The organism is Paenibacillus anseongensis, assembly GCF_009757995.1.
Taxonomy (GTDB): domain Bacteria; phylum Bacillota; class Bacilli; order Paenibacillales; family NBRC-103111; genus Paenibacillus_E; species Paenibacillus_E chondroitinus.
In genome coordinates, this window is the sequence record NZ_WSEM01000016.1 from 915,364 (window position 1) to 933,916 (window position 18,553).

Here is an 18,553-nt window from a genome sequence, read left to right on the forward strand (position 1 = left end):
ATCCAGTTACCGGCGCTTGCGGCTGTTCTTGATCAAAGTCATGCGCCTTGAATGCCTAAGCCAAGAATAATATGATTTCAAATCGCGAAGCTCCATGGTTTCGGACATTCTCCCGAGGAAGGTGACGATGATCATCTTATGCAGCGGATTGCCCACCAGATCCGTTTCATTCTCCAAGTGAGAAAACTCAGCAACGACGACAAGGTCATCATCAATCAGATAAACATCTTCTTCATTTCGATAATAAGGGACGATGTCACCATTTTTAAGCTTTTCCCATAGAAAAGCACAGATTTCCTCCAGTGAGTTGTTTTCACTAGAAACACGATCACTCCATCTCAGCTTCGCATGATTCGTGATCACGACATCCGCTACTTTCTTGTCACCCAGCTGCACGAAGAATGGTTCGTAAGTACTCCATCTCCCCATTACTTTGTCTTTCATGATCACACCCCCTTTCCTACAAAAATGAGTCCGCGTACCTATTCCATGAATGTATGTAAGTTATAGTTTACTTGATTATAACTTTTTTTCCCATGTAAGAATATATAAAATTATTAATAAATATTTGTGAATTCATGAAAAAATGCTTATTATCTAAAAATTCAAAAAATAAAAAAAGCTTCTTCCGAAGCTTTCGTTTTGCACTACAGCCTCAAAGGGTGTAAAATCTAGTTTTGTCCGGTACTTCACTACTGTATTCGGTTTTGATTTCGTTGCGATACGACTTCTCTACTTTTTTGACGTAGGGCAGCTTAAGTAAGCTGCGAGTCGTTTCTTCAACTTTGCTTGCATGTATATAAAGAACCGCATAATTCATTTTCTTGGATATGTAATGAAGCGAACCGAATCTTTCCAAGTTTCTGGCGGCTTTAACATCATTAACCCAAATGATTAACCCGCTACGCTCAATCATCATGATTACAACCTCTTTTCAATAATCCTAGTATGGAGTGATACCCTTACATGAAGCCTTCTAACACCATCGTCCGCGTATACCGCGGGAACATAACGGAAAGTATTCACCGCGTTCATCTCGCGGTCGTTAATACCAAGGGCTCGCTGCTGCACGGCGCAGGCGACCCACAGCTCCTTACCTTCGCCCGTTCGACGGCGAAGCTCATTCAAGCGCTGCCGGTCATCGAGTCCGGCGCGGCGGATCATTTCGGCCTGGGTGAGGCCGAAATCGCTTTGTGCTGCGCTTCCCACAACGGGGAAGCTGAGCACGTGAGCGCTGCCCAAGGCATCTTGGGCAAGCTCGGTTTCCACCACGAGCACCTGCAGTGCGGTGCTCATGAGCCCTACCACGCGCCGACCGCACAGGCGATGCGCGAGCGGGGAGAAGCGCCGACCACGCTGCATAACAACTGCTCGGGCAAGCATTCCGGCATGCTGGCACTTTGTGCACACCTCGGTGCATCGCCGGATACATACATGAGCCTGCAGCATCCTGTGCAACAGCTCATGTTGGAGGCGGTTTGCGCGATGTCGGACATCCCCAAATCGCAGATGGAGCTGGGGATCGACGGCTGCGGTGTACCCGTATTCGGCATGCCCATCCATCATCTAGCCCTTGCTTTCGCCCGGCTAGGAAGCCCGGAAGCGCTGCCTGAAGTCCGTGCAAACGCTTGCCAGAGAATCGTCGCCGCGGTGCGAAAATATCCTCAATTCCTAGCAGGCAGCGATCGCTTCGATACGCAGTTAATCGAAACCACGCAAGGCCGAATCATCGGCAAAATGGGTGCTGAGGGTATTTTCGCACTAACGGTTCCCGATATGGGGTTGGGTTTTGTACTGAAGATTGAAGACGGTAATCAGCGAGCGCTATATCCTGCTGTCGTTGAAGCGCTGAAGCAGTTAGATCTGCTTTCGCCATCCGAAGTCAGCAAGCTTGCTGCTTTTCACACGCCTACCGTTCATAACTGGCAAGGAACCGAGGTCGGAATCATCCGCCCCGATTTCCAGTTGTAACATGGTTAACCGCAATTTCCGCTGCAGCTTCCACCGGAGGAACATCCTTTGCCGGTTGGCAGCGGGTTATTGCTGGGAACTTTGATAGAATCAGATACGGCGTGAGCGATCGTCGTGGATACGGTGAACAGTAAATCGTCCAAGCGATCCTCCGCTTCTTTGAATCTGCGAACAGCCTCGACCTGATGCAACTTGTCCTGAACCTCGTTCACAGCAGCCAATGCTTCGTGATAACTCGGGTGATAATGCCCGAAACGCTCGCATTCTTCGAAAGCATCTTTTTTCCTTGCAAAGACGGCTTTCAGCTCTTTCACTTCCGCACTGTTCTCAACAGCGTTCTTCCAATATAAATAATCTGCCACTTCAGCAGAGGAATTAATCATGTCACCCATGTCATAGGCCTGCATAAGAACGGCCGACATATCAATCGTTTCTGTTTCCATCGTCTGTAACATACCTATGTTCAACTTCCTTCCTCTTAAAGAGTATCTGACATCTCTACTATACCACAGTTCCTCAAGAGTTTCTTCCTTTTCTCTAGATATCCTTATCATTAATCCCCGGCAAAATCAATTTCATTTCTTCCCAATCCTCGCCAGACCATGCAATCTCTTGCAATTCTTCTAGGCCCTCCAGAATCCAACCTGTGCGTTCTTCACGCAAACTTCTAGGAATGATGAAGCGGTTCTGCCCTTCTTTGCGCAATTGTAAGCAGCTCTTCCATTCAATGGCCTTGCGAATCATTTCTTTACGCGTGGAGCCATGGTAAGAACGAAAGTCCTGCAGCCAACTTGACGGGATATCCCTCATATCCGGGTACAAGCCATCTCTTTCTGGAAGCTCGGCATCCATCTCGTATAGCTGGATGGAATCTCTGGAATAAAACAAACCCGTTGTCTGATTGCCGTATGAACCCTTGGCGGCGGTATTGACTCCCGGATCACTCTCATCCTTACGGCTGCTTTTAGGGTTATAGCCCATACTCTCTAAACATTTCGTAAGCTGAGGGAGCTGCGTTTTGGGCACGACAAAATCAGCTGAGCCGATACGTTCCCGAAGAAACGGCTGGCATTTCTCATTTCTAAGCAGGGCGTCTGCAATGTCGCTCGATCGGCAGCGAAGCAGCGTCACTTCTTCAAAATGCATTTTGCCGGTCTGCTCCCCCCATTGCCGCAGCGTTATGGTTATTGGCTCAGGAATATCATAATACGCATTCTCTTGCAGCATGGAGATGATCTCTTCACTACTTTGCCCCATTTCCCAAGCGCGATAAAAGCCTTCTTTTGTCATCCGGTAAGTACGAACATGATCCGTTTGTTTAAGGTCGGCGAACGCCGCGATCTCCCATTCCGTTCGAAGCGAAACATCTGGAAGCAGCAGAATTTCGAAGTCAGGCTGCACATAAAGTGAAGAAGACGTCGATTGTTTTTCCGTAACATTGGGTGGGTCATCACTGATTCCTGCCTCTGATTCCCATTCCTCCCTCGGTGAAATCAGCCAGCGAAACCATACACCGCCTTCTTTATCGGCAGCAAGCTCTATAAAACGGAAGATGGACAGCGGCGCAATCCAACAAGAGAAGAGCGCACGCGAAAGAGAATCAGCTTCTTTCAGCTGATCGTATTCGGAGCAGCAGTCCATAATCGCTCCAACGATAGCGTCCAGCTCAACCCATTGGCCTGTTTCCGCCCTCTCCATCCATGCTAAGCCATGTTGAAGCCAGACAGGTGCAGGAAGCTGCAGCTGCCGCCAAACGCCGTAAAGCGCCTTCTGTTGACTCTCATAGCGGTCATCCAGCCATGTCAGGAAAGCGTCCTTACACATAACCAGCTGATCACCCTGCCCCGAAATGAATCCCATCCGGATAGCCATTTCTAACATCAGCGCTGCACCATCATCATAAATATCCCTGAATGCGTAGGTAATTCCCGCGGCGCGCAGCAAGTCATTCGGAAGCGTGAGGTGCTGCGTAAGCTTTAAGATTTGCTTTTTATGTAATGTCCCTTTGTTCGTCAGGGGAAGGGAAGACTGCTGCGAACACGCTACCATAAAGTGAAAAAGCTGCTGGGCAAGACCTCGCGGATGCACGGTTGCTTCTTCCTCCTGCGAGCCAATCGTTTGGGTAGACCCCGCTGGTATTAACTCTAGCGCGTTTTCATCCACAGTAGTCTTAAGCTTTACGGAAGGAAAAAGCAGTCCCTGCCATGCCTCAAAGGCATCCTCTGGCAGCACAAAAAGCTGCTCCCCCCAGGCTTTGCGGAAAGCGGCAATAACGCCTGCCCGTCTAAGGCCTACCAGGCCAATGGCGACTTGCGCGCCGGCCATACGGAGACCCGCTTGCTTTTCAAGCGCAGCGTTAGTAAACGATTCACAGCCGAATGCACAAAGAATAAGACGAAGGGTATTTTTCTCATCTACTGACAAATGAGACAGCAGTCTTAAGAGATATTTCCGGTCCGTCAGCAGATCAGGCAGTGAAACTCCCTCTTTGATGTAAGATGCGCACCAGGTTTGGCTGGAAATAAGCTGCTTCAGGGCTTCCGGCATTCGACTTACGACATGCTCATATCTCATACTGTTCTCCTTTACGATCTTTCGTATCAGGACTCCAACGCGTAATGCAATACTCATAACCTTGTTCAACCAGAAACAATTGACGTTTCATGGCAAAGTCCTGCTCTTTCGTATCCTCGCTGATGATGGAATAAAATACGGCTGCATTCGCGCCGCTGCTTTTCGGGCGAAGAATGCGCCCCAGGCGCTGAGCCTCCTCTTGGCGCGACCCATAGCTGCCGGAAACCTGGATAGCCACCGCGGCATCCGGCAAATCAACGGCAAAATTAGCCACCTTGGAGACAATGAGCAAGGGCAGCTGCCCCTTTTTAAATTGATCATACAGCTCCTCTCTGTGTTCATAGGCCATTGAACCGCTGATCATCGGCGCGCCGGTGTGAGCTGAAATCTGCTCTAATTGATCAATATATTGACCAATAATCAAAGTCGGTTCATCGGCATGGAGCCGCAGCAAATGATCTATCACCTGTTGCTTGGCGCTATTTTCCCCCGCAATACGAAATTGCTGTCTGGCGCTCGAAGCGCCGTACAGGTCACGATCGCTTTCGGAGAGCGGAACGCGCACTTCCTGACAGGTAACCTTAGCGATCCAACCTTGCGACTCCAATTCTTTCCAAGCCATATCAAACTTCTTAGGCCCCACTAAAGAGAATACGTCTTCCTCTCGCCCATCTTCTCTGATTAACGTAGCGGTCAACCCGAGTCTGCGGGTCGCCTGAATGTCCGCCGTTGCGCGGAAAACAGGGGCAGGGAGAAGATGCACCTCATCATAAATGATAAGCCCCCATTCTCTCTCGCTGAACAAACGCATATGAGCGAAGTCGTCTTCTTTTTTTCCACGATGTGTCAGGATTTGATACGTTGCAATAGTGACTGGCCGTACGTCCTTTGTTGTTCCGTTATATTCGCCGACCTGGTCTTCGCCCAGCCCTGTTTTGCTCAAAATTTCCCGCTTCCACTGCTTTACGGATGTGACATTCGACGTAAGAATCAACGTGGCACAGCTGCATCTTGCCATGGCGGCGATACCAATCACCGTTTTACCTGCCCCGCAAGGCAGCACAAGAACGCCGCTTCCCCCTTCTCCGATGCGATGGAAGGCATCCACGGCACTCTTTTGATAGTCGCGAAGCTGAAAAGGCTCTTCCACTGTTTCTTCATCACGCAGCTGGATCGGAAGAAATTCACCGCTTCGGTATGCAGCCAAATCTTCAACCGGAAAGCCGAGTTTGGTTAATTCCTGCTTCAATACACCGCGATATGCCGGTGAAATAGCAATAGCCCGCTCGCCGCGGGTATCTTCCAAATATTTTTTCAGCGAATCGTACGCACGAATTTCTCTTAGTATGACCGTATCATCGCTGACGAGATAGAGTTCGCTGCCGACGTCTTCCATGCGTAACAAGCCATAGCGGTTTGCATATTTACGAATCCCGCTTAGCACAGAGGACGGTACGCCGAATTTCGCATTTTGCTGCAAACAAGCTGACATTTGTTCGATTGGCATCCCGGCAGCCGTTGCATTCCACAGCGATAACGGTGTAATCCGGTACATATGGAGATGCTCAGGGCTTTTGATGAGATCCGCAAAACGGGATAGAATCCCCCGAACGGACTCGAATTCAGGATGATGTGTCTCCAATAAGACTGACAAATCGCTTTGTACGATCAGAGGACGAGTAGGATCTACTTTCACTGGTTGCCATCTCCTTTCTCACTAGTATGAAAGGAAAGGACTGGATTTAAACCTATTGGGCCTGTCTGTTTTATTCATAAAAAAGCAAAACGGGCAGCCCGGCGGTGATCGCCGGACTACCCGTTTAATAATTTCTATTCAACGCGAACTGCTTTCTCCTGTGCAAGCAAGCAGAGCTCTGCTGCTTTGAACGTATGAGCCTGCGTCATCGCATTCTCTGTACGGTTGATGCAATCAAGGATCAATTGGCCAAAGAAAGGAAACCCTACTTGTCCATGAAGACTATAGTGTTTCTCGCCTTGCTGATTGACCAGGTACAACTGATCTCCTTGCGGGTCGCGCGCAATGTCAATATATTTACGAAGCTCAATATATCCTTCTGTTCCCAGAATCAGCGTACGTCCGTCGCCCCATGTTCCAAGACCGCTCGGTGTCAGCCAGTCCACACGGAAATAGTTGGTTGCGCCGTTATCCCCAACAAGTGTAGCGTCACCGAAATCCTCCAGCTCCGGATAATCCTTCGCATGGTAGTTCGCGACTTTACTGCTTACCACGGTAGCATCTTTGCATCCCGCATAATGCAGAAATTGCTCAATTTGATGAGAGCCGATATCACATAGAATACCGCCATACTTATCTTTTTTGAAAAACCAATCCGGTCGGCCTGCAGCACCCAATCGGTGCGGCCCAAGCCCGATGACCTGAACAACGCGTCCAATAGCGCCTTCTTCGATCAATTGGCCGGCAAACACAGCGCTTTCTACATGCAGACGTTCGCTGAAGTAAACCGCATACTTACGGCCAGTCTCTTCTACCTTAGCTTTGGCAGCGGCAAGTTGATCCAATGAAGTGAATGGCGTTTTGTCTGTAAAGTAGTCTTTGCCATTCTCCATCGCCCGGATACCTAACGGTCCACGCTCGGATGGAACTGCAGCCGCAGCAATCAGTTTAACTTCCGCGTCATCGAAAATTTCTTGCTCCGAAGAAGCTGCTTTGGCTTGCGGGTATTTCGCAATGAAAGCTGCTACTTTCGCAGGATCTTGGTCGTAGACCCATTTCAATTCTGCTCCAGCTTCCAGTAAACCATTACACATCCCATAGATATGACCATGATCTAAGGCAATTGCTGCGAAGACGAACTCACCTTTTTGCACGACGATGTTCGGTTTACCTTTTGGTGCATAATTCATTCCATCGCTTTTTTGCATATCCGAATTCCTCCACGATCTTACCCATGTATCGATAGGGTCAAATGGTTAGTCTTATTTATCTTGAAGCGGAAACATCGAAAGTCTTATAGCCAGCTTCTTTGTTAACGGTGGAATTTTTGATTTTGTCCTGCAAATGTTGCTCGAACAGGTCTTCGTCAATCGGCAGATCCACCCAGTTGTCTGTCCACGTGGACAACAGCATTGCATTGGAAAGCATTAAGCCTTTGATGCCTTCTTCCCCTGGAGCAACAAGCGGTGTGCCGTGAAGAATCGCATCAACGAAGTTTTGAGTAATTCCCATGTGGCTTGTTTCTTTGCCTTCGATTGGGATATCGATTTTCCAGCATTCAGGTTGACCGAATCCGCCTTTGAATGTTTCGTTAAATTCTCTTTCGGAAACGCGCAAACGCCAGAATGTCAGCTTGCCGTCTTCAATAACAATTTTGCCGCGATCGCCGGAAATTTCAAAACGATTTGTTCCCGGAGCTTCCCCTGTTGTCGTAACGAACAACCCTGTCGCGCCGTTCTCGTACTCAACGAATGCTGTTACATCGTCTTCTACCTCGATATTGCGGTGTTTCCCGAAGTAACAGAACGCGCGAACACGCTTCGGCATCATATCAATTGTCCACTGCCACAAATCAAGCTGATGCGGATCCTGGTTAATCAGAACACCGCCGCCTTCACCAGCCCATGTTGCACGCCAGCCGCCTGAATCGTAATAGCTTTGGGATCTGTACCAGTTCGTAATGATCCAGTTGGTTCTGCGGATTTCGCCGAGTTCACCGGATTCCACCAGATCTTTGAGCTTTTTATATAAAGGATTTGTACGTTGGTTGTACATCATGCTGAAGATTTTGCCTGACTCTTTAGCTGCTTCATTCATTTGGCGCACTTGTTTCGTATATACGCCTGCCGGTTTCTCACACAGAACATGAAGTCCAGCTTTAAAAGCTTTTATCGCTACTTCGGGATGATCATAGTGTGGAGTCGCAATCAGTACGCTATCAATAGCGCCTGAGTTTAGAAATGCGTCAAGATTGTCGAATAATTGGATGTCCTGACCTAGGTTTTCTTTCGCCCATTCCAAGCGATCCGCTCTGAATTCACATATAGCTGTCAATTCAGCGCCTTTTACTTCGTTTTTCACCAAATATTTGGCATGTCCAGTTCCCATGTTGCCCAGACCGATAATACCAATTCTAACTTTCTCCATATGTACTCACCTTTTTCTTGTCAGATTCACAATTAATTGAACACGTTACCAATGTAGCATATTTCAGCAGTTCGCATCTTGTCGCAGATTGACTACCTTATTGCGAACTTTGACAGTTCCGAGCTTTCGCCAAGTAAAAAGGACCGGATGCCCGGTCCAAAATACTAAGATTAGTCCTCTATCTTGTTAATCCTTTATCTTGCTCCAACCGGCGTTTTGTCGGAAGAGATTTTGCCGAGTGCTTGGCCGGCTTCATCTTCGAAGCTGCCGCGCACTGCCAGATCTCCGATGGCTACGATGCCAACGAGCTCGCCGTTCTCAACAACCGGCAGCCGCCGGATTTGATTTTTCGCCATAATCTTGGCGGCTTCCTCAATAGAAGTATTCGGATCTATCGTTGCAATATCCTTCGTAATTACTTTCTCAACGGCTGTAGAACCTGAATGTTTCTCCGCATATCCGCGGACGACCAAATCACGGTCGGTCACAACACCAATGAGCTTCTTACCGTCAACAACGGCAACAAATCCGATATCGTGTTGTTTCATTTTCAAAGCAATTTCATATACATTATCCTGCAAAGTCACTGTCACGCAATCTTTACTCATAATATCCCGAACTGTTTTCCCAGCCATGTCCACGATCCCTCCCTTAGAGTTGTCTTACAGACATAGCATTCTCCAAAGGATAGACGGCATTCATGCCATATAATCCAAAGCCATTCCAAGCAGCAAATTAGCCGAATTCAGCATGGACTTCTCATCAATATCAAATTTGGGATGGTGATGCGGATGGATAATCCCCGCTTCGACATTACCCGCCCCAACAAACATGTAACAGCCCGGGCGATGATGCAAATAATAAGAGAAGTCTTCTCCGGCCATAATAAGTGGAGATTCCTGTGTAGCTTCTGCCCCAAATAATGCAGCACCTACCTTAAAGAATCGATTAGCTTCATTCGCATCATTCACTACCGTTGGATAGCCCAGCTTATAATCAATTTCGTAAGCAGCTCCATACATTTCACAAGTGGACTGTACGATCCGTTCGATGCGCTGCTTGACATCTTGTCTAAGCTCTGCGTTAAAAGTCCTGACAGTCCCGCTTAACGCGCTTGTTTCTGCAATGACATTGAAGCTCGTCCCTCCGTGAAAGGAGCCGATGCTTACAACGCATGGTTCAATCGGATCTACTTGACGGCTAACAATCGATTGCAGGTTCACAACTAATTGAGAAGCCACATAGATGCTGTCAATGGTTTGGTGCGGCAAGCCGCCGTGGCCGCCTTTCCCTTGAATCTGGATGGTAAATTCATCGGGAGCTGCCATTAATGGACCCGCTTTGGAGTAAACACTGCCGACTGGGAATGGTGTCCACAGATGTACGCCAAACACAGCATCAACACCTTCAAGCGCTCCATCTTGGATCATGGCATCCGCCCCGCCAGGGGTGATTTCTTCAGCGTGCTGGAATAGGAAAACCAAGTTGCCCTTCAGCTCAGCCCGGCGTTTACTTGCAACCTTGGCGATCCCGAGTAGAGTAGATGTGTGGGCATCATGGCCGCATGCATGCATAACTCCTTTGGTCAGCGATGCATATGTGCAGTTTTTCTCATCTTGAATAGGAAGAGCATCCATATCGGCTCGCAGAGCAACGGTTGGTCCGTCTTCGCCGCCGCGAAGAAGCCCGACAATGCCATTGCCGCCAACGCCTTGACGGACTTCAATGTCCCAACTGCGAAGGTGGGTTGCTACGAAATCAGCCGTCCGGTACTCATGGAAGGAGAGTTCAGGGTTTTGATGCAGATAGCGCCTCCAGCCAACCATTTCTTCATAAATGGCTTGTAAGTCCGCTTGAAAATCAATCATAGATAACTCCTCCGTTCATCCTTATATGTAGGTATTTCATATTTTGCCTAAGTGATTGAACCTATTCTACCAAATTAATGCGCCAGTTTCATCTCCAAAGTGCCATCAAATATTAGAAATTAGACAAAGCTATCGACTTGCAGAACCATTGGAAACATACTATCATGAATAAAGAATGCATACGTACAATATGGAGGCGTTATAAGTGATTATTGAAGCAACTGGCTTAAAAGGCTTAAAAAGCGATCTGGCTCACCTGGATGAAGTAACGACGAAGCTAGGTTTCGTGCGCTGGCAGTGGGAATACACTCGTGCTACATATGATTTCAAAATGGAAGATAAAGCAAGCAAATCCGTATACTTCTTGCGCGTGAACGCACGTGTAGAATCGGGCAAACTGGAATCCCCTTACGCCATTTTGTTTTTAGAGGATGCATACATAGGCAGAGAAACATTCCCGCATGGTTTGGACTACGATTCACCAATTCCTGAATCCGTGCTCAAACTTTCCAAGCAAAAATTGGATCAGCTGAAGCAAGCATTAGCGGACTAGGCGAGGATACAGCATGAATCCACCTCGAAGAGGAACGCCGGATTTTCTGCTGCTTCTATTAACCTTTGTGCTTGTATGCTTCGGTCTGGCCATGGTTTTCAGTGCAAGCTCGATGACAAGCGCTTATTATGGAGATCCCTGGGCATTCACGAAAAAACAGTTAATCGCAGTCGGGATTGGAACCATCGGCATGCTCTTTTGCATGAATCTCCATTACACGAAGCTCAAAAAGCTTGTCATCCCAGCGTTCTTCTTTATCGTGATTGCCCTAATCTTCGTAATCTTCACGACCAAAGCAAACGGAGCCAGCAGTTGGTACACGCTTGGTAAATTCGGCATTCAGCCAACAGAATTCGCCAAGTTGATTGTCATTCTGTATTTGGCTTCGTTAATTAGCAATAAGGACGAGAATTTCCGCAATTTCAAAAAGGGGCTTCTCCCCGCCTTGATTGTTGTCGGATTCGTCTGTTTCCTGATCATGCTCCAGCCGGATCTTGGTTCATGCATGATTCTTTTTGTTTGCTCGGCCATCGTGATTATGGTTGGCGGCTCCAATTTGAAGCACATCTTCATGCTGGGGACAAGCTTGCTTACCCTTGGTGCAATCGGCGTAGCCCTTTATATGTTAAAAGGCGGCTCCGATGGCAACAACTATCGAATTGACCGTATAACTTCGTTTATGGACCCATTCTCGGATCCCCAAGGTGCCGGACATCAGGTTGTCCAGTCCTTATACGCATTTGGACACGGCGGCTTGCGCGGGGCTGGCTTCGGACAAGGCATCCAGAAGCTGCACTACTTGCCTGAGGCTCATAACGATTTTATTTTTGCCATTATTGGTGAGGAATTAGGATTTATAGGAAGCTCTCTATTTATTCTTATTTTCATTTTCTTCATTTGGCGGGGTATCCTTATTGCTGTTCGCAGTCCGGATATGTTCGGCATGCTTGCAGGGGTAGGAATCATGGTGATGTTCGGCTTTCAAGCCTTTGTTAATATTGGAGGCGTCACAGGAACCATTCCCCTAACCGGGGTAACCCTCCCCTTTATATCAGCCGGAGGATCTTCCATGATGGTCTCTCTGATTAGTATGGGCATTATACTTAGCATATCTCGGGAACAAATACGCAAAGAAGAACCAGCTACCAAAAAAAGACCCTAATCGACACGAAATTCGATTGGGTCTTTTTTTTATTTTACACGAAGAGGATCGTCTGCAAGTTCTTCTTCTCTGAAAGCAACGCCTTCTACTTTAACGTTCACTTCAACCACATTTAAACCTGTCATATTCTCGACAGCTTCCCGAACGTTCTCTTGGAGATCCCTGCATACATCCTGAATACGGGAACCGTAATTGACGATAACGCGTAAATCGATGGCAGCTTCCACTTGACCTACCTCTACTGATACGCCTCGTTGCACGTTTTTACCGCTCAAGCGCTTAGCTAAGCCTTCTGAAATGCCGCCAGACATTCCTGCTATGCCAGCCGTTTCAAGAGCTGCTAGACCTGCTATTGTGGATACTACATCATCAGAAATACGAATTAAACCGGTTTGATTGTCTTCGGACATATGGATCAACTCCTAATATAGGGTTCTTTGAATGGAATGCCAAACTTCTCCACTCTGGTATAAATCTATTGTAATAAGTTCAATAGATGAAAGCAAGAACTGCCGCAAATGTCCAAATCGAATTTACTTTATCAGGCAAAGTGGGTATAGTAAAAAGAAGTAAAAAAGTTCCAATATTTGAAGAGTCGGAGGGTGTACATTGAAAGGTAAATTGTTTTATGCGGGTTTAATCATTTCTTTTGTATTGACAGGGATTGCACACTACATGCATATGGATACAACCCTGCAATTCGTCATTGCCTGTATCGCGATTATTTTTGTCGCCGGATTCCTGGGCAAAGCGACTGAAAGTGTGGCCCATTATGCTGGCGAACGGGTAGGCGGATTTCTTAACGCCACGTTTGGCAACGCAGCAGAGCTAATCATCGCCATCTTCCTTGTGAAGGACGGCTTGTACGATATCGTGAAGGCCAGCCTTACCGGGGCTATCATCGGGAATCTCCTGCTGGTGCTCGGGCTTAGTATTTTTGCAGGAGGACTTAAGTTCAAAGAGCAGTCGTTTAACGTAAAGCTGGCTTCCCACAACTCGTCTTTGATGATTCTCGGCGTCGTAGCGCTTTTCATTCCTGCGATTTTTACGGGAGGATTAACGTCTAAAGAAACATCGACGATGAGCATGATCGTCGCGATTTTACTCATAGTCGCCTACTTGCTCTGGCTGTTGTTCTCCATGGTTACCCACAAAAGCATACTTTCCGATGCATCCATTGAGCACGGCGAGGCTGCTTGGTCCAAAACAACATCGATTCTCTTCCTCGTTCTATCCACCGTCATGGTTGCTTTCACGAGTGAATGGCTGGTTGGCACCTTGGAGGAAGTTACCCATAAATTCGGATTCTCGGAGCTCTTTGTCGGGGCCTTCCTCGTAGCGATTATCGGGAACGCAGCTGAACACAGCGCAGCCGTCATGATGGCGCTGAAAAATAAAATGGGTGCAGCCGTTGAAATTGCCATCGGCAGCTCCTTGCAAATTGCGCTATTCGTAGCTCCAGTGCTAGTGTTAGTCAGCTTCTTCATGAGCGGCACGCCAATGAATATCGTCTTCACAACCTATGAGATCGCCGCCATCGGGGTCGCCGTCTTCATCACCAAATCCATCACACAGGATGGTTCAACCAATTGGTATGAAGGTCTCCTCCTGCTCTTTGTCTACATCATCCTGGGCGTCGTATTCTTCCTCGTCTAACGTTCGTGTATCATCTGTACATACGCCAAACAAAAAAAGTAACCCGAATGATGGGTTACTTTTTGTTATTCAGCGCTTCATATAGCTGAGCAAGGTTACGTTCAAGCTTGCTGAGAATTTGCTTGCCTGGCATCTCGGAAATAAGTCCCGCACGGATGGCAAAATCAATTTCTCTAGACAGACCGTACATTTGCGTATCTAGAACCTCTTCATACAACGGGCATTGACGTGTTGTCAAATTTTCCATTTGTACTTCGATCAGCTTTTCGATTTTATCTGCATCTTCTTGAAGAAGATTAAGCGCTTTTTGATTCATGTCCAACAACAGATCAGATGAAGACATTCCACTTCCCCCTATACGCATAGTCATCCGTCCTTATATGTATCTATATTAAGCGAAATTGCTCCAATATACAAGAGAAGGTACCCTCAGAGATTCTGAGAGTACCTTCATCAGGCATTAATCTAGTCTTCTACAACATTAACCCCTAGATCATGCTTAGCGAAAACTTCGGCCATAGCGACTTTCGCTTCTTGCTCATCTGGACCGTGAACGTGTAAATCATATTTGCTGGAGCTAAGCAGAGTTGTGAACAACCCCAAAATACTTTTCACATCGATATACTTATTATCATATTGGAGAACGATGGATGATCTAAATTTATTAGCTGTTTGTGAAATTTCAACAATTGCGGCGTTATTAGCACTTGGCATATTTCATTCCTCCATTTATTTGCATATGAGTTGGTCGCCTTGCTTTCTATATGATAACTTGGATAGGTGACAAAGCGCAACTAGAAAATTTCCTGCATTCTCCAACAATTTTATTTCGATTTGGGTGCCAGCACCTTCTTCACACCATTACCAACAAGAATTAAGACGACAAAGATACCGAGCAGAAGGAGAAGTCTTCCTTTATATTTGTGAAAATGAAATAAATCGTGTGCAATCATGGATTCTAAAAAAACGATGGGAAGTTTCCCAATGACAGTGCCCCATAGAAATTGAGTGAATCGTACTCGAGTGAGTCCTGCAGCAAAGTTAATTGCCGATGACGGTAAAATCGGAATCAATCTCCCTAAAAGTACATAGACAAATCCACGCTGCTCCATGCGGCGGCTGAACTGAGTAACAAGCGGAAATCGTTCTAATTTCTTCTCTACCCAGGCATGTCCATAATAACGAGCAAAATAAAAAGAGGCAATTGCTCCTAGACAAGACATAATATAGTTGACCAAAAACCCTACTTTAATCCCAAAAAGCGCAACATTCGTCCCGGCTACCAGCACAAAAGGAATAAACGGAAAAAAAGTTTGAGCAAATATCAAAGCCATGCCAATGATTTTGCCGGGCCAACCAAGATCATTCAAATGATCTGACAGCTGCCTCATATTGCTGTGAGCAAGTTTAATGCCTATGTGGTTAAAGAAGAAAAAATAAACCAAAAAACCGACTAAAATGATAATAAGTAGAATTGAAAGTATCCGCTTTCTGTTAGCCACTGACAAATTTCGACCATCCTTCCCTTAACCAAACCATTGTATCATGTTAGCGTTAGTTCAGGAAGAGAAAAGTAGGGTAAAAGCATGCGTGCCTGAAGCTAGTCTGCCCTTTTTTTGCAACGTTATGAAAAGCAAAAACCACCTATCTATAGATAAGTGGTTTTTGTGGAAAGCTAGCCGACTTTAATTTGGTTACGCCCACTGTTTTTGGCTTGATACAGCGCCATATCCGCCCGATAGAACAAGGATTCAACACTAATTTTATCCTCTTCCCAGTTCCAATCGGATACCCCGCAGGAAACAGTCACTTGCGGACTGGTTTCCTTAAGAACTCTTGTACGAATGCGCTCTGCAATGCGAATCGTCTGATCTTTGGCGACTTGAGGCAAGTATACGGCGAGCTCTTCACCGCCCCATCTGGCCGCGATGTCGCTCTCGCGAATACAGGTTTTAATAATTTGACTCACCTGAATCAATATTTTGTCGCCAATTTGATGGCCATGTGTATCATTAATCCGTTTGAAATTATCGATATCTACAACGATTAGCGAACCGCAGAAGTCCTTCTTTTGCAGCAAATTCGCTTGCTCATCCAAATAGTGACGCGCATAAAGGCCGGTTAGATTGTCCGTGATAACCATCCGTTTCACTTCCGCATGCAAAGAGGCATTCGTCATGGCTAAACCGATATGCCCGGAAAGCACTTGCAATAATTTGTAGTTATCGTAGGAAAAGAAATTCGGCTTGTTATGCGCCACGAGAATGACACCCTCTACACGGCCGTTCACTAAAATAGGCGATCCGATGAGCGATCTGGCATTGCTTACCTGCATGAATTTCGACTTCACCTTATGGGTTGCCAGATAATCCGAAATGATAACAGCTTCTTTCGTCCTCCAAATTTGCCCGGAGAAGCCCTGGTCCATCGTAAAAGTCTCATGGAACAACGCAGGCAAGTTCGTGGCTTGCAGAATTAATTTGTCCGAATCTTGATCCGTTTGCAAAATGCAGCAAAAATCGGCGCCAAAGATGCCTAAAATCTCACTGGAAGCCGAGCTGAAAATTTCGTTCAACCGCAAGCTCTGGTTAAGTTGCTTGGTAATTTCATTAATTAAGCGAAGCTCATTAATCATGACATTCGACTGCTCGTACAGCTTCGCATTCTCAAATGCCGAACCTGCCGTATCGGCGAGCATTGAAATAAATTGCAAATCGGTGGCATGAATCAGATCATGCTCAAATTGCATATATAAAACGCCATACACGCCCTGCTTACCGGATAATGGCGCCGCTACTTTCCCCGTACTTGGCCCTTCGCTGCCCTTCGTCGGCTCAAAGACCACAGTGCTTTCCATAAAGGCGCGCGTACAAATGTCATTCTCAATACTTTGAAAGTTCAAGGGCTTAACGGACAGATTCGTTGAATCGTTATCTTGCGAGAGCAGCAGATCGACTTGAATATGCGGGTACACGCGGTACATGCATTCAATTGCCTCCGTCAGTACCGAGTCAACATCAATTTTGGCATGCAGCTTTTTAGAGGCTTCAAACAAGATGTCATGCTTTTTAAAATCAAGCTCTCTTTGCTGATTTTGAAGCAACAGATGGTCATATCGGCGACGATCCTCAATGCTTTGTACACAGCTATGAAAGGATATCGACAAGGTGTAAAGCAATTGAATTAGCCCGCTAGTCTCTGTAAGAAAATGGGAGAATAGTCCCAGATAGGCAATGGGTTGTTTTTGTGAGTCCAAGACCGGAATGGCGGCAGCATACATCGAACTCTGCCTTGAAACATCCAGTTCTTCGCCAGACATCACATGTAATCGAGGAATGGCTAAACACTTGGCTAGAGGATTTTCCTCTCGTTCAGCAAAGTTCCAAGACACTCCTGTCTGCGAGTATTCCTCCATAAACGGGGCGTTATTTAAACAAGCGTTAATGACACGAAGATCTCTATTTACGCACAACAATGCGGTTTGATGCGGTAGCATCGCTTGTCCAAATTGATAAACCCAATACTCAAATGCATCTTGCAGCGCTTGATCCGTATTGAATTCTCCATAGGAAAAGTTGCTAGGAAGAACAAGTCCTTGCCGAAGAAACTCTTCGAAGTGCTCTGCCGAACTATGTTGTTTCATACTACGAAGCGGTTCACTCATAGGCTCTCCTCACTAACAAACTATAGTTCTTTTGATCCAGGCTAACACGTTACCTCATTTATCATACTATTTTTCGACTGTTATTGCACGATATTTTCGATTTGTTTTGACGGATTGAGACTTGACACTTGCCCCGGTTTTTAATAAAATTAGAAGTCGAGTAACAACATGATTTCGGTGAATGCCATTTGTGATCACCCTCACTGCTTTTGCTCCTGCCAAGACAGCGGCTGAACTACTCTTGTCAGGGAATCACATTATGATTCGTAAGCAAAACCAGGCACTTGTCTTCACCCTGACATCTAGATGCTATCTACTAAACTATTTGTTAAAAAGAAGGAGTTTTTCCTAAATGTCACGTTATACAGGACCTAAGTTCAAATTAAGCCGCCGCGTTGGTATCTCTTTAAGTGGTAACGGCAAAGACATGAAACGCCCATTCCCTCCAGGTCAACACGGCCCAGGACAACGTAAAAAAATGAGCGGCTACGGCGTTCAATTAAATGAAAAACAAAAACTTCGTCACATGTACGGCTTGAACGAGAAGCAATTCCGCAACTTGTTCGACAAAGCTTCCAAACTTAAAGGTATCGCCGGTGAGAACTTCATGATCTTGCTTGAGAGCCGTTTGGACAACTTGGTTTACCGTCTTGGTCTTTCCAACTCCCGTGCAGGAGCGCGTCAACTCGTTTCTCACGGTCACGTAACTGTAAATGGCAAAAAAGTAGATATCGCTTCTTACATCGTATCCACTGGTGACGTTATCGCCCTTCGCGAAAGAAGCAAAGGCCTTTCCGCTGTGAAAGAAGCTCTTGCTAACCGTAACCACCTGCCAACTTACCTTGAGTTCAACGATGCAGCAGTAGAAGGCAAATACACCCGTTTGCCAGAGCGCGCTGAGCTTCCTCAAGAAATTGACGAGAAACAAATCGTCGAGTTCTACAGCCGTTAATAAAAGCAAACCCCTTAGGGAATTCCCTAA

At 46.5% G+C, this 18,553-nt stretch carries 19 protein-coding genes; 5 read left to right on the forward strand and 14 right to left on the reverse strand.

Annotation, left to right across the window (positions count from 1 at the left end):
• Positions 1–6: 6 nt before the first annotated feature.
• Together GON05_RS20525 and GON05_RS20530 are read right to left on the reverse strand one after the other, a co-directional pair.
• Positions 7–444: a hypothetical protein gene (locus GON05_RS20525; RefSeq protein ID WP_127452184.1), complete on the reverse strand. Its 438-nt coding sequence runs from the start codon at positions 442–444 to the stop codon at positions 7–9.
• 211 nt (positions 445–655) lie between these two features.
• A complete protein-coding gene (locus GON05_RS20530) occupies positions 656–919 on the reverse strand; it encodes a YlbG family protein (RefSeq protein WP_127452182.1) in 264 nt (87 codons plus the stop codon).
• A gap of 47 nt (positions 920–966) precedes the next feature.
• Here GON05_RS20530 and GON05_RS20535 point away from each other — a divergent pair, with 47 nt between their 5' ends.
• On the forward strand, positions 967–1,971 hold the full coding sequence (locus GON05_RS20535; protein WP_157321390.1) for an asparaginase: 1,005 nt from the start codon (positions 967–969) through the stop codon (positions 1,969–1,971).
• A 5-nt stretch (positions 1,972–1,976) separates the two neighbouring features.
• Here the strand turns inward: GON05_RS20535 and GON05_RS20540 are convergent, their stop codons facing one another.
• From GON05_RS20540 to GON05_RS20570, 7 genes are all read right to left on the reverse strand, one after another.
• Positions 1,977–2,426 carry a YlbF/YmcA family competence regulator gene (locus tag GON05_RS20540; protein WP_127452411.1) on the reverse strand — a complete coding sequence of 150 codons (450 nt, stop codon included), beginning with the start codon at positions 2,424–2,426 and terminating at the stop codon, positions 1,977–1,979.
• A gap of 82 nt (positions 2,427–2,508) precedes the next feature.
• A complete protein-coding gene (locus tag GON05_RS20545; RefSeq protein WP_157321392.1) occupies positions 2,509–4,545 on the reverse strand; it encodes a helicase-associated domain-containing protein in 2,037 nt (678 codons plus the stop codon).
• On the reverse strand, positions 4,535–6,241 hold the full coding sequence (locus GON05_RS20550; protein WP_181646159.1) for a DNA repair helicase XPB: 1,707 nt from the start codon (positions 6,239–6,241) through the stop codon (positions 4,535–4,537). Before GON05_RS20550 ends, GON05_RS20545 begins: the two co-directional genes overlap by 11 nt.
• Positions 6,242–6,375: 134 nt before the next feature.
• The gene (locus GON05_RS20555) at positions 6,376–7,449 is read right to left on the reverse strand and encodes a Gfo/Idh/MocA family protein (RefSeq protein WP_157321395.1); all 1,074 of its coding nucleotides are present in this window, start codon (positions 7,447–7,449) and stop codon (positions 6,376–6,378) included.
• Between the two features lie 58 nt (positions 7,450–7,507).
• Positions 7,508–8,668, reverse strand: a complete 1,161-nt coding sequence (locus tag GON05_RS20560; protein ID WP_127452173.1) for a Gfo/Idh/MocA family protein — start codon at positions 8,666–8,668, stop codon at positions 7,508–7,510.
• A 194-nt stretch (positions 8,669–8,862) separates the two neighbouring features.
• Entirely contained in the window at positions 8,863–9,303 is a 441-nt protein-coding gene (locus GON05_RS20565) for a CBS domain-containing protein (protein WP_157321397.1), read from the reverse strand.
• Between the two features lie 63 nt (positions 9,304–9,366).
• The gene (locus GON05_RS20570) at positions 9,367–10,536 is read right to left on the reverse strand and encodes a M20 family metallopeptidase (RefSeq protein WP_157321399.1); all 1,170 of its coding nucleotides are present in this window, start codon (positions 10,534–10,536) and stop codon (positions 9,367–9,369) included.
• 205 nt (positions 10,537–10,741) lie between these two features.
• Here GON05_RS20570 and GON05_RS20575 point away from each other — a divergent pair, with 205 nt between their 5' ends.
• The gene (locus GON05_RS20575; RefSeq protein ID WP_181646160.1) at positions 10,742–11,089 is read left to right on the forward strand and encodes a YugN family protein; all 348 of its coding nucleotides are present in this window, start codon (positions 10,742–10,744) and stop codon (positions 11,087–11,089) included.
• Positions 11,090–11,102: 13 nt separating this feature from the next.
• Entirely contained in the window at positions 11,103–12,251 is a 1,149-nt protein-coding gene (gene ftsW / locus GON05_RS20580) for a putative lipid II flippase FtsW (protein WP_157321401.1), read from the forward strand.
• Between the two features lie 29 nt (positions 12,252–12,280).
• Here the strand turns inward: ftsW and GON05_RS20585 are convergent, their stop codons facing one another.
• A complete protein-coding gene (locus tag GON05_RS20585; protein WP_127452164.1) occupies positions 12,281–12,661 on the reverse strand; it encodes an Asp23/Gls24 family envelope stress response protein in 381 nt (126 codons plus the stop codon).
• A 199-nt stretch (positions 12,662–12,860) separates the two neighbouring features.
• On the opposite strand from GON05_RS20585, the gene cax reads away from it, so the two are divergent.
• Entirely contained in the window at positions 12,861–13,907 is a 1,047-nt protein-coding gene (gene cax / locus GON05_RS20590; protein ID WP_157321403.1) for a calcium/proton exchanger, read from the forward strand.
• A 55-nt stretch (positions 13,908–13,962) separates the two neighbouring features.
• Here the strand turns inward: cax and GON05_RS20595 are convergent, their stop codons facing one another.
• The 4 genes from GON05_RS20595 to GON05_RS20610 form a co-directional block, all read right to left on the reverse strand.
• Positions 13,963–14,250 (reverse strand): Fpa/YlaN family protein, encoded by a 288-nt coding sequence (locus tag GON05_RS20595; protein WP_056833125.1) that lies wholly within the window; start codon positions 14,248–14,250, stop codon positions 13,963–13,965.
• 122 nt (positions 14,251–14,372) lie between these two features.
• On the reverse strand, positions 14,373–14,621 hold the full coding sequence (locus tag GON05_RS20600) for an HPr family phosphocarrier protein (RefSeq protein ID WP_127452161.1): 249 nt from the start codon (positions 14,619–14,621) through the stop codon (positions 14,373–14,375).
• Positions 14,622–14,731: 110 nt separating this feature from the next.
• Entirely contained in the window at positions 14,732–15,409 is a 678-nt protein-coding gene (locus tag GON05_RS20605; protein WP_246069010.1) for a TVP38/TMEM64 family protein, read from the reverse strand.
• Between the two features lie 173 nt (positions 15,410–15,582).
• Positions 15,583–17,550 carry a sensor domain-containing diguanylate cyclase gene (locus tag GON05_RS20610; protein ID WP_157321406.1) on the reverse strand — a complete coding sequence of 656 codons (1,968 nt, stop codon included), beginning with the start codon at positions 17,548–17,550 and terminating at the stop codon, positions 15,583–15,585.
• Between the two features lie 373 nt (positions 17,551–17,923).
• Between GON05_RS20610 and rpsD the strand changes: the two genes are divergently transcribed.
• Positions 17,924–18,523, forward strand: a complete 600-nt coding sequence (gene rpsD, locus GON05_RS20615; RefSeq protein ID WP_157321414.1) for a 30S ribosomal protein S4 — start codon at positions 17,924–17,926, stop codon at positions 18,521–18,523.
• Positions 18,524–18,553: the final 30 nt, after the last annotated feature.

Excerpts from the sequence above, each read along its gene's own strand:
- GON05_RS20525 (WP_127452184.1), bottom strand. The coding sequence starts at position 444 with ATGAAAGACAAAGTAATGGGGAGATGGAGTACTTACGAACCATTCTTC.
- GON05_RS20530 (WP_127452182.1), bottom strand. The coding sequence starts at position 919 with ATGATGATTGAGCGTAGCGGGTTAATCATTTGGGTTAATGATGTTAAA.
- GON05_RS20535 (WP_157321390.1), top strand. The coding sequence starts at position 967 with ATGAAGCCTTCTAACACCATCGTCCGCGTATACCGCGGGAACATAACG.
- GON05_RS20540 (WP_127452411.1), bottom strand. The coding sequence starts at position 2,426 with ATGTTACAGACGATGGAAACAGAAACGATTGATATGTCGGCCGTTCTT.
- GON05_RS20545 (WP_157321392.1), bottom strand. The coding sequence starts at position 4,545 with ATGAGATATGAGCATGTCGTAAGTCGAATGCCGGAAGCCCTGAAGCAG.
- GON05_RS20555 (WP_157321395.1), bottom strand. The coding sequence starts at position 7,449 with ATGCAAAAAAGCGATGGAATGAATTATGCACCAAAAGGTAAACCGAAC.
- GON05_RS20560 (WP_127452173.1), bottom strand. The coding sequence starts at position 8,668 with ATGGAGAAAGTTAGAATTGGTATTATCGGTCTGGGCAACATGGGAACT.
- GON05_RS20565 (WP_157321397.1), bottom strand. The coding sequence starts at position 9,303 with ATGGCTGGGAAAACAGTTCGGGATATTATGAGTAAAGATTGCGTGACA.
- GON05_RS20570 (WP_157321399.1), bottom strand. The coding sequence starts at position 10,536 with ATGATTGATTTTCAAGCGGACTTACAAGCCATTTATGAAGAAATGGTT.
- ftsW (WP_157321401.1), top strand. The coding sequence starts at position 11,103 with ATGAATCCACCTCGAAGAGGAACGCCGGATTTTCTGCTGCTTCTATTA.
- GON05_RS20585 (WP_127452164.1), bottom strand. The coding sequence starts at position 12,661 with ATGTCCGAAGACAATCAAACCGGTTTAATTCGTATTTCTGATGATGTA.
- GON05_RS20595 (WP_056833125.1), bottom strand. The coding sequence starts at position 14,250 with ATGTCTTCATCTGATCTGTTGTTGGACATGAATCAAAAAGCGCTTAAT.
- GON05_RS20600 (WP_127452161.1), bottom strand. The coding sequence starts at position 14,621 with ATGCCAAGTGCTAATAACGCCGCAATTGTTGAAATTTCACAAACAGCT.
- GON05_RS20610 (WP_157321406.1), bottom strand. The coding sequence starts at position 17,550 with ATGAAACAACATAGTTCGGCAGAGCACTTCGAAGAGTTTCTTCGGCAA.
- rpsD (WP_157321414.1), top strand. The coding sequence starts at position 17,924 with ATGTCACGTTATACAGGACCTAAGTTCAAATTAAGCCGCCGCGTTGGT.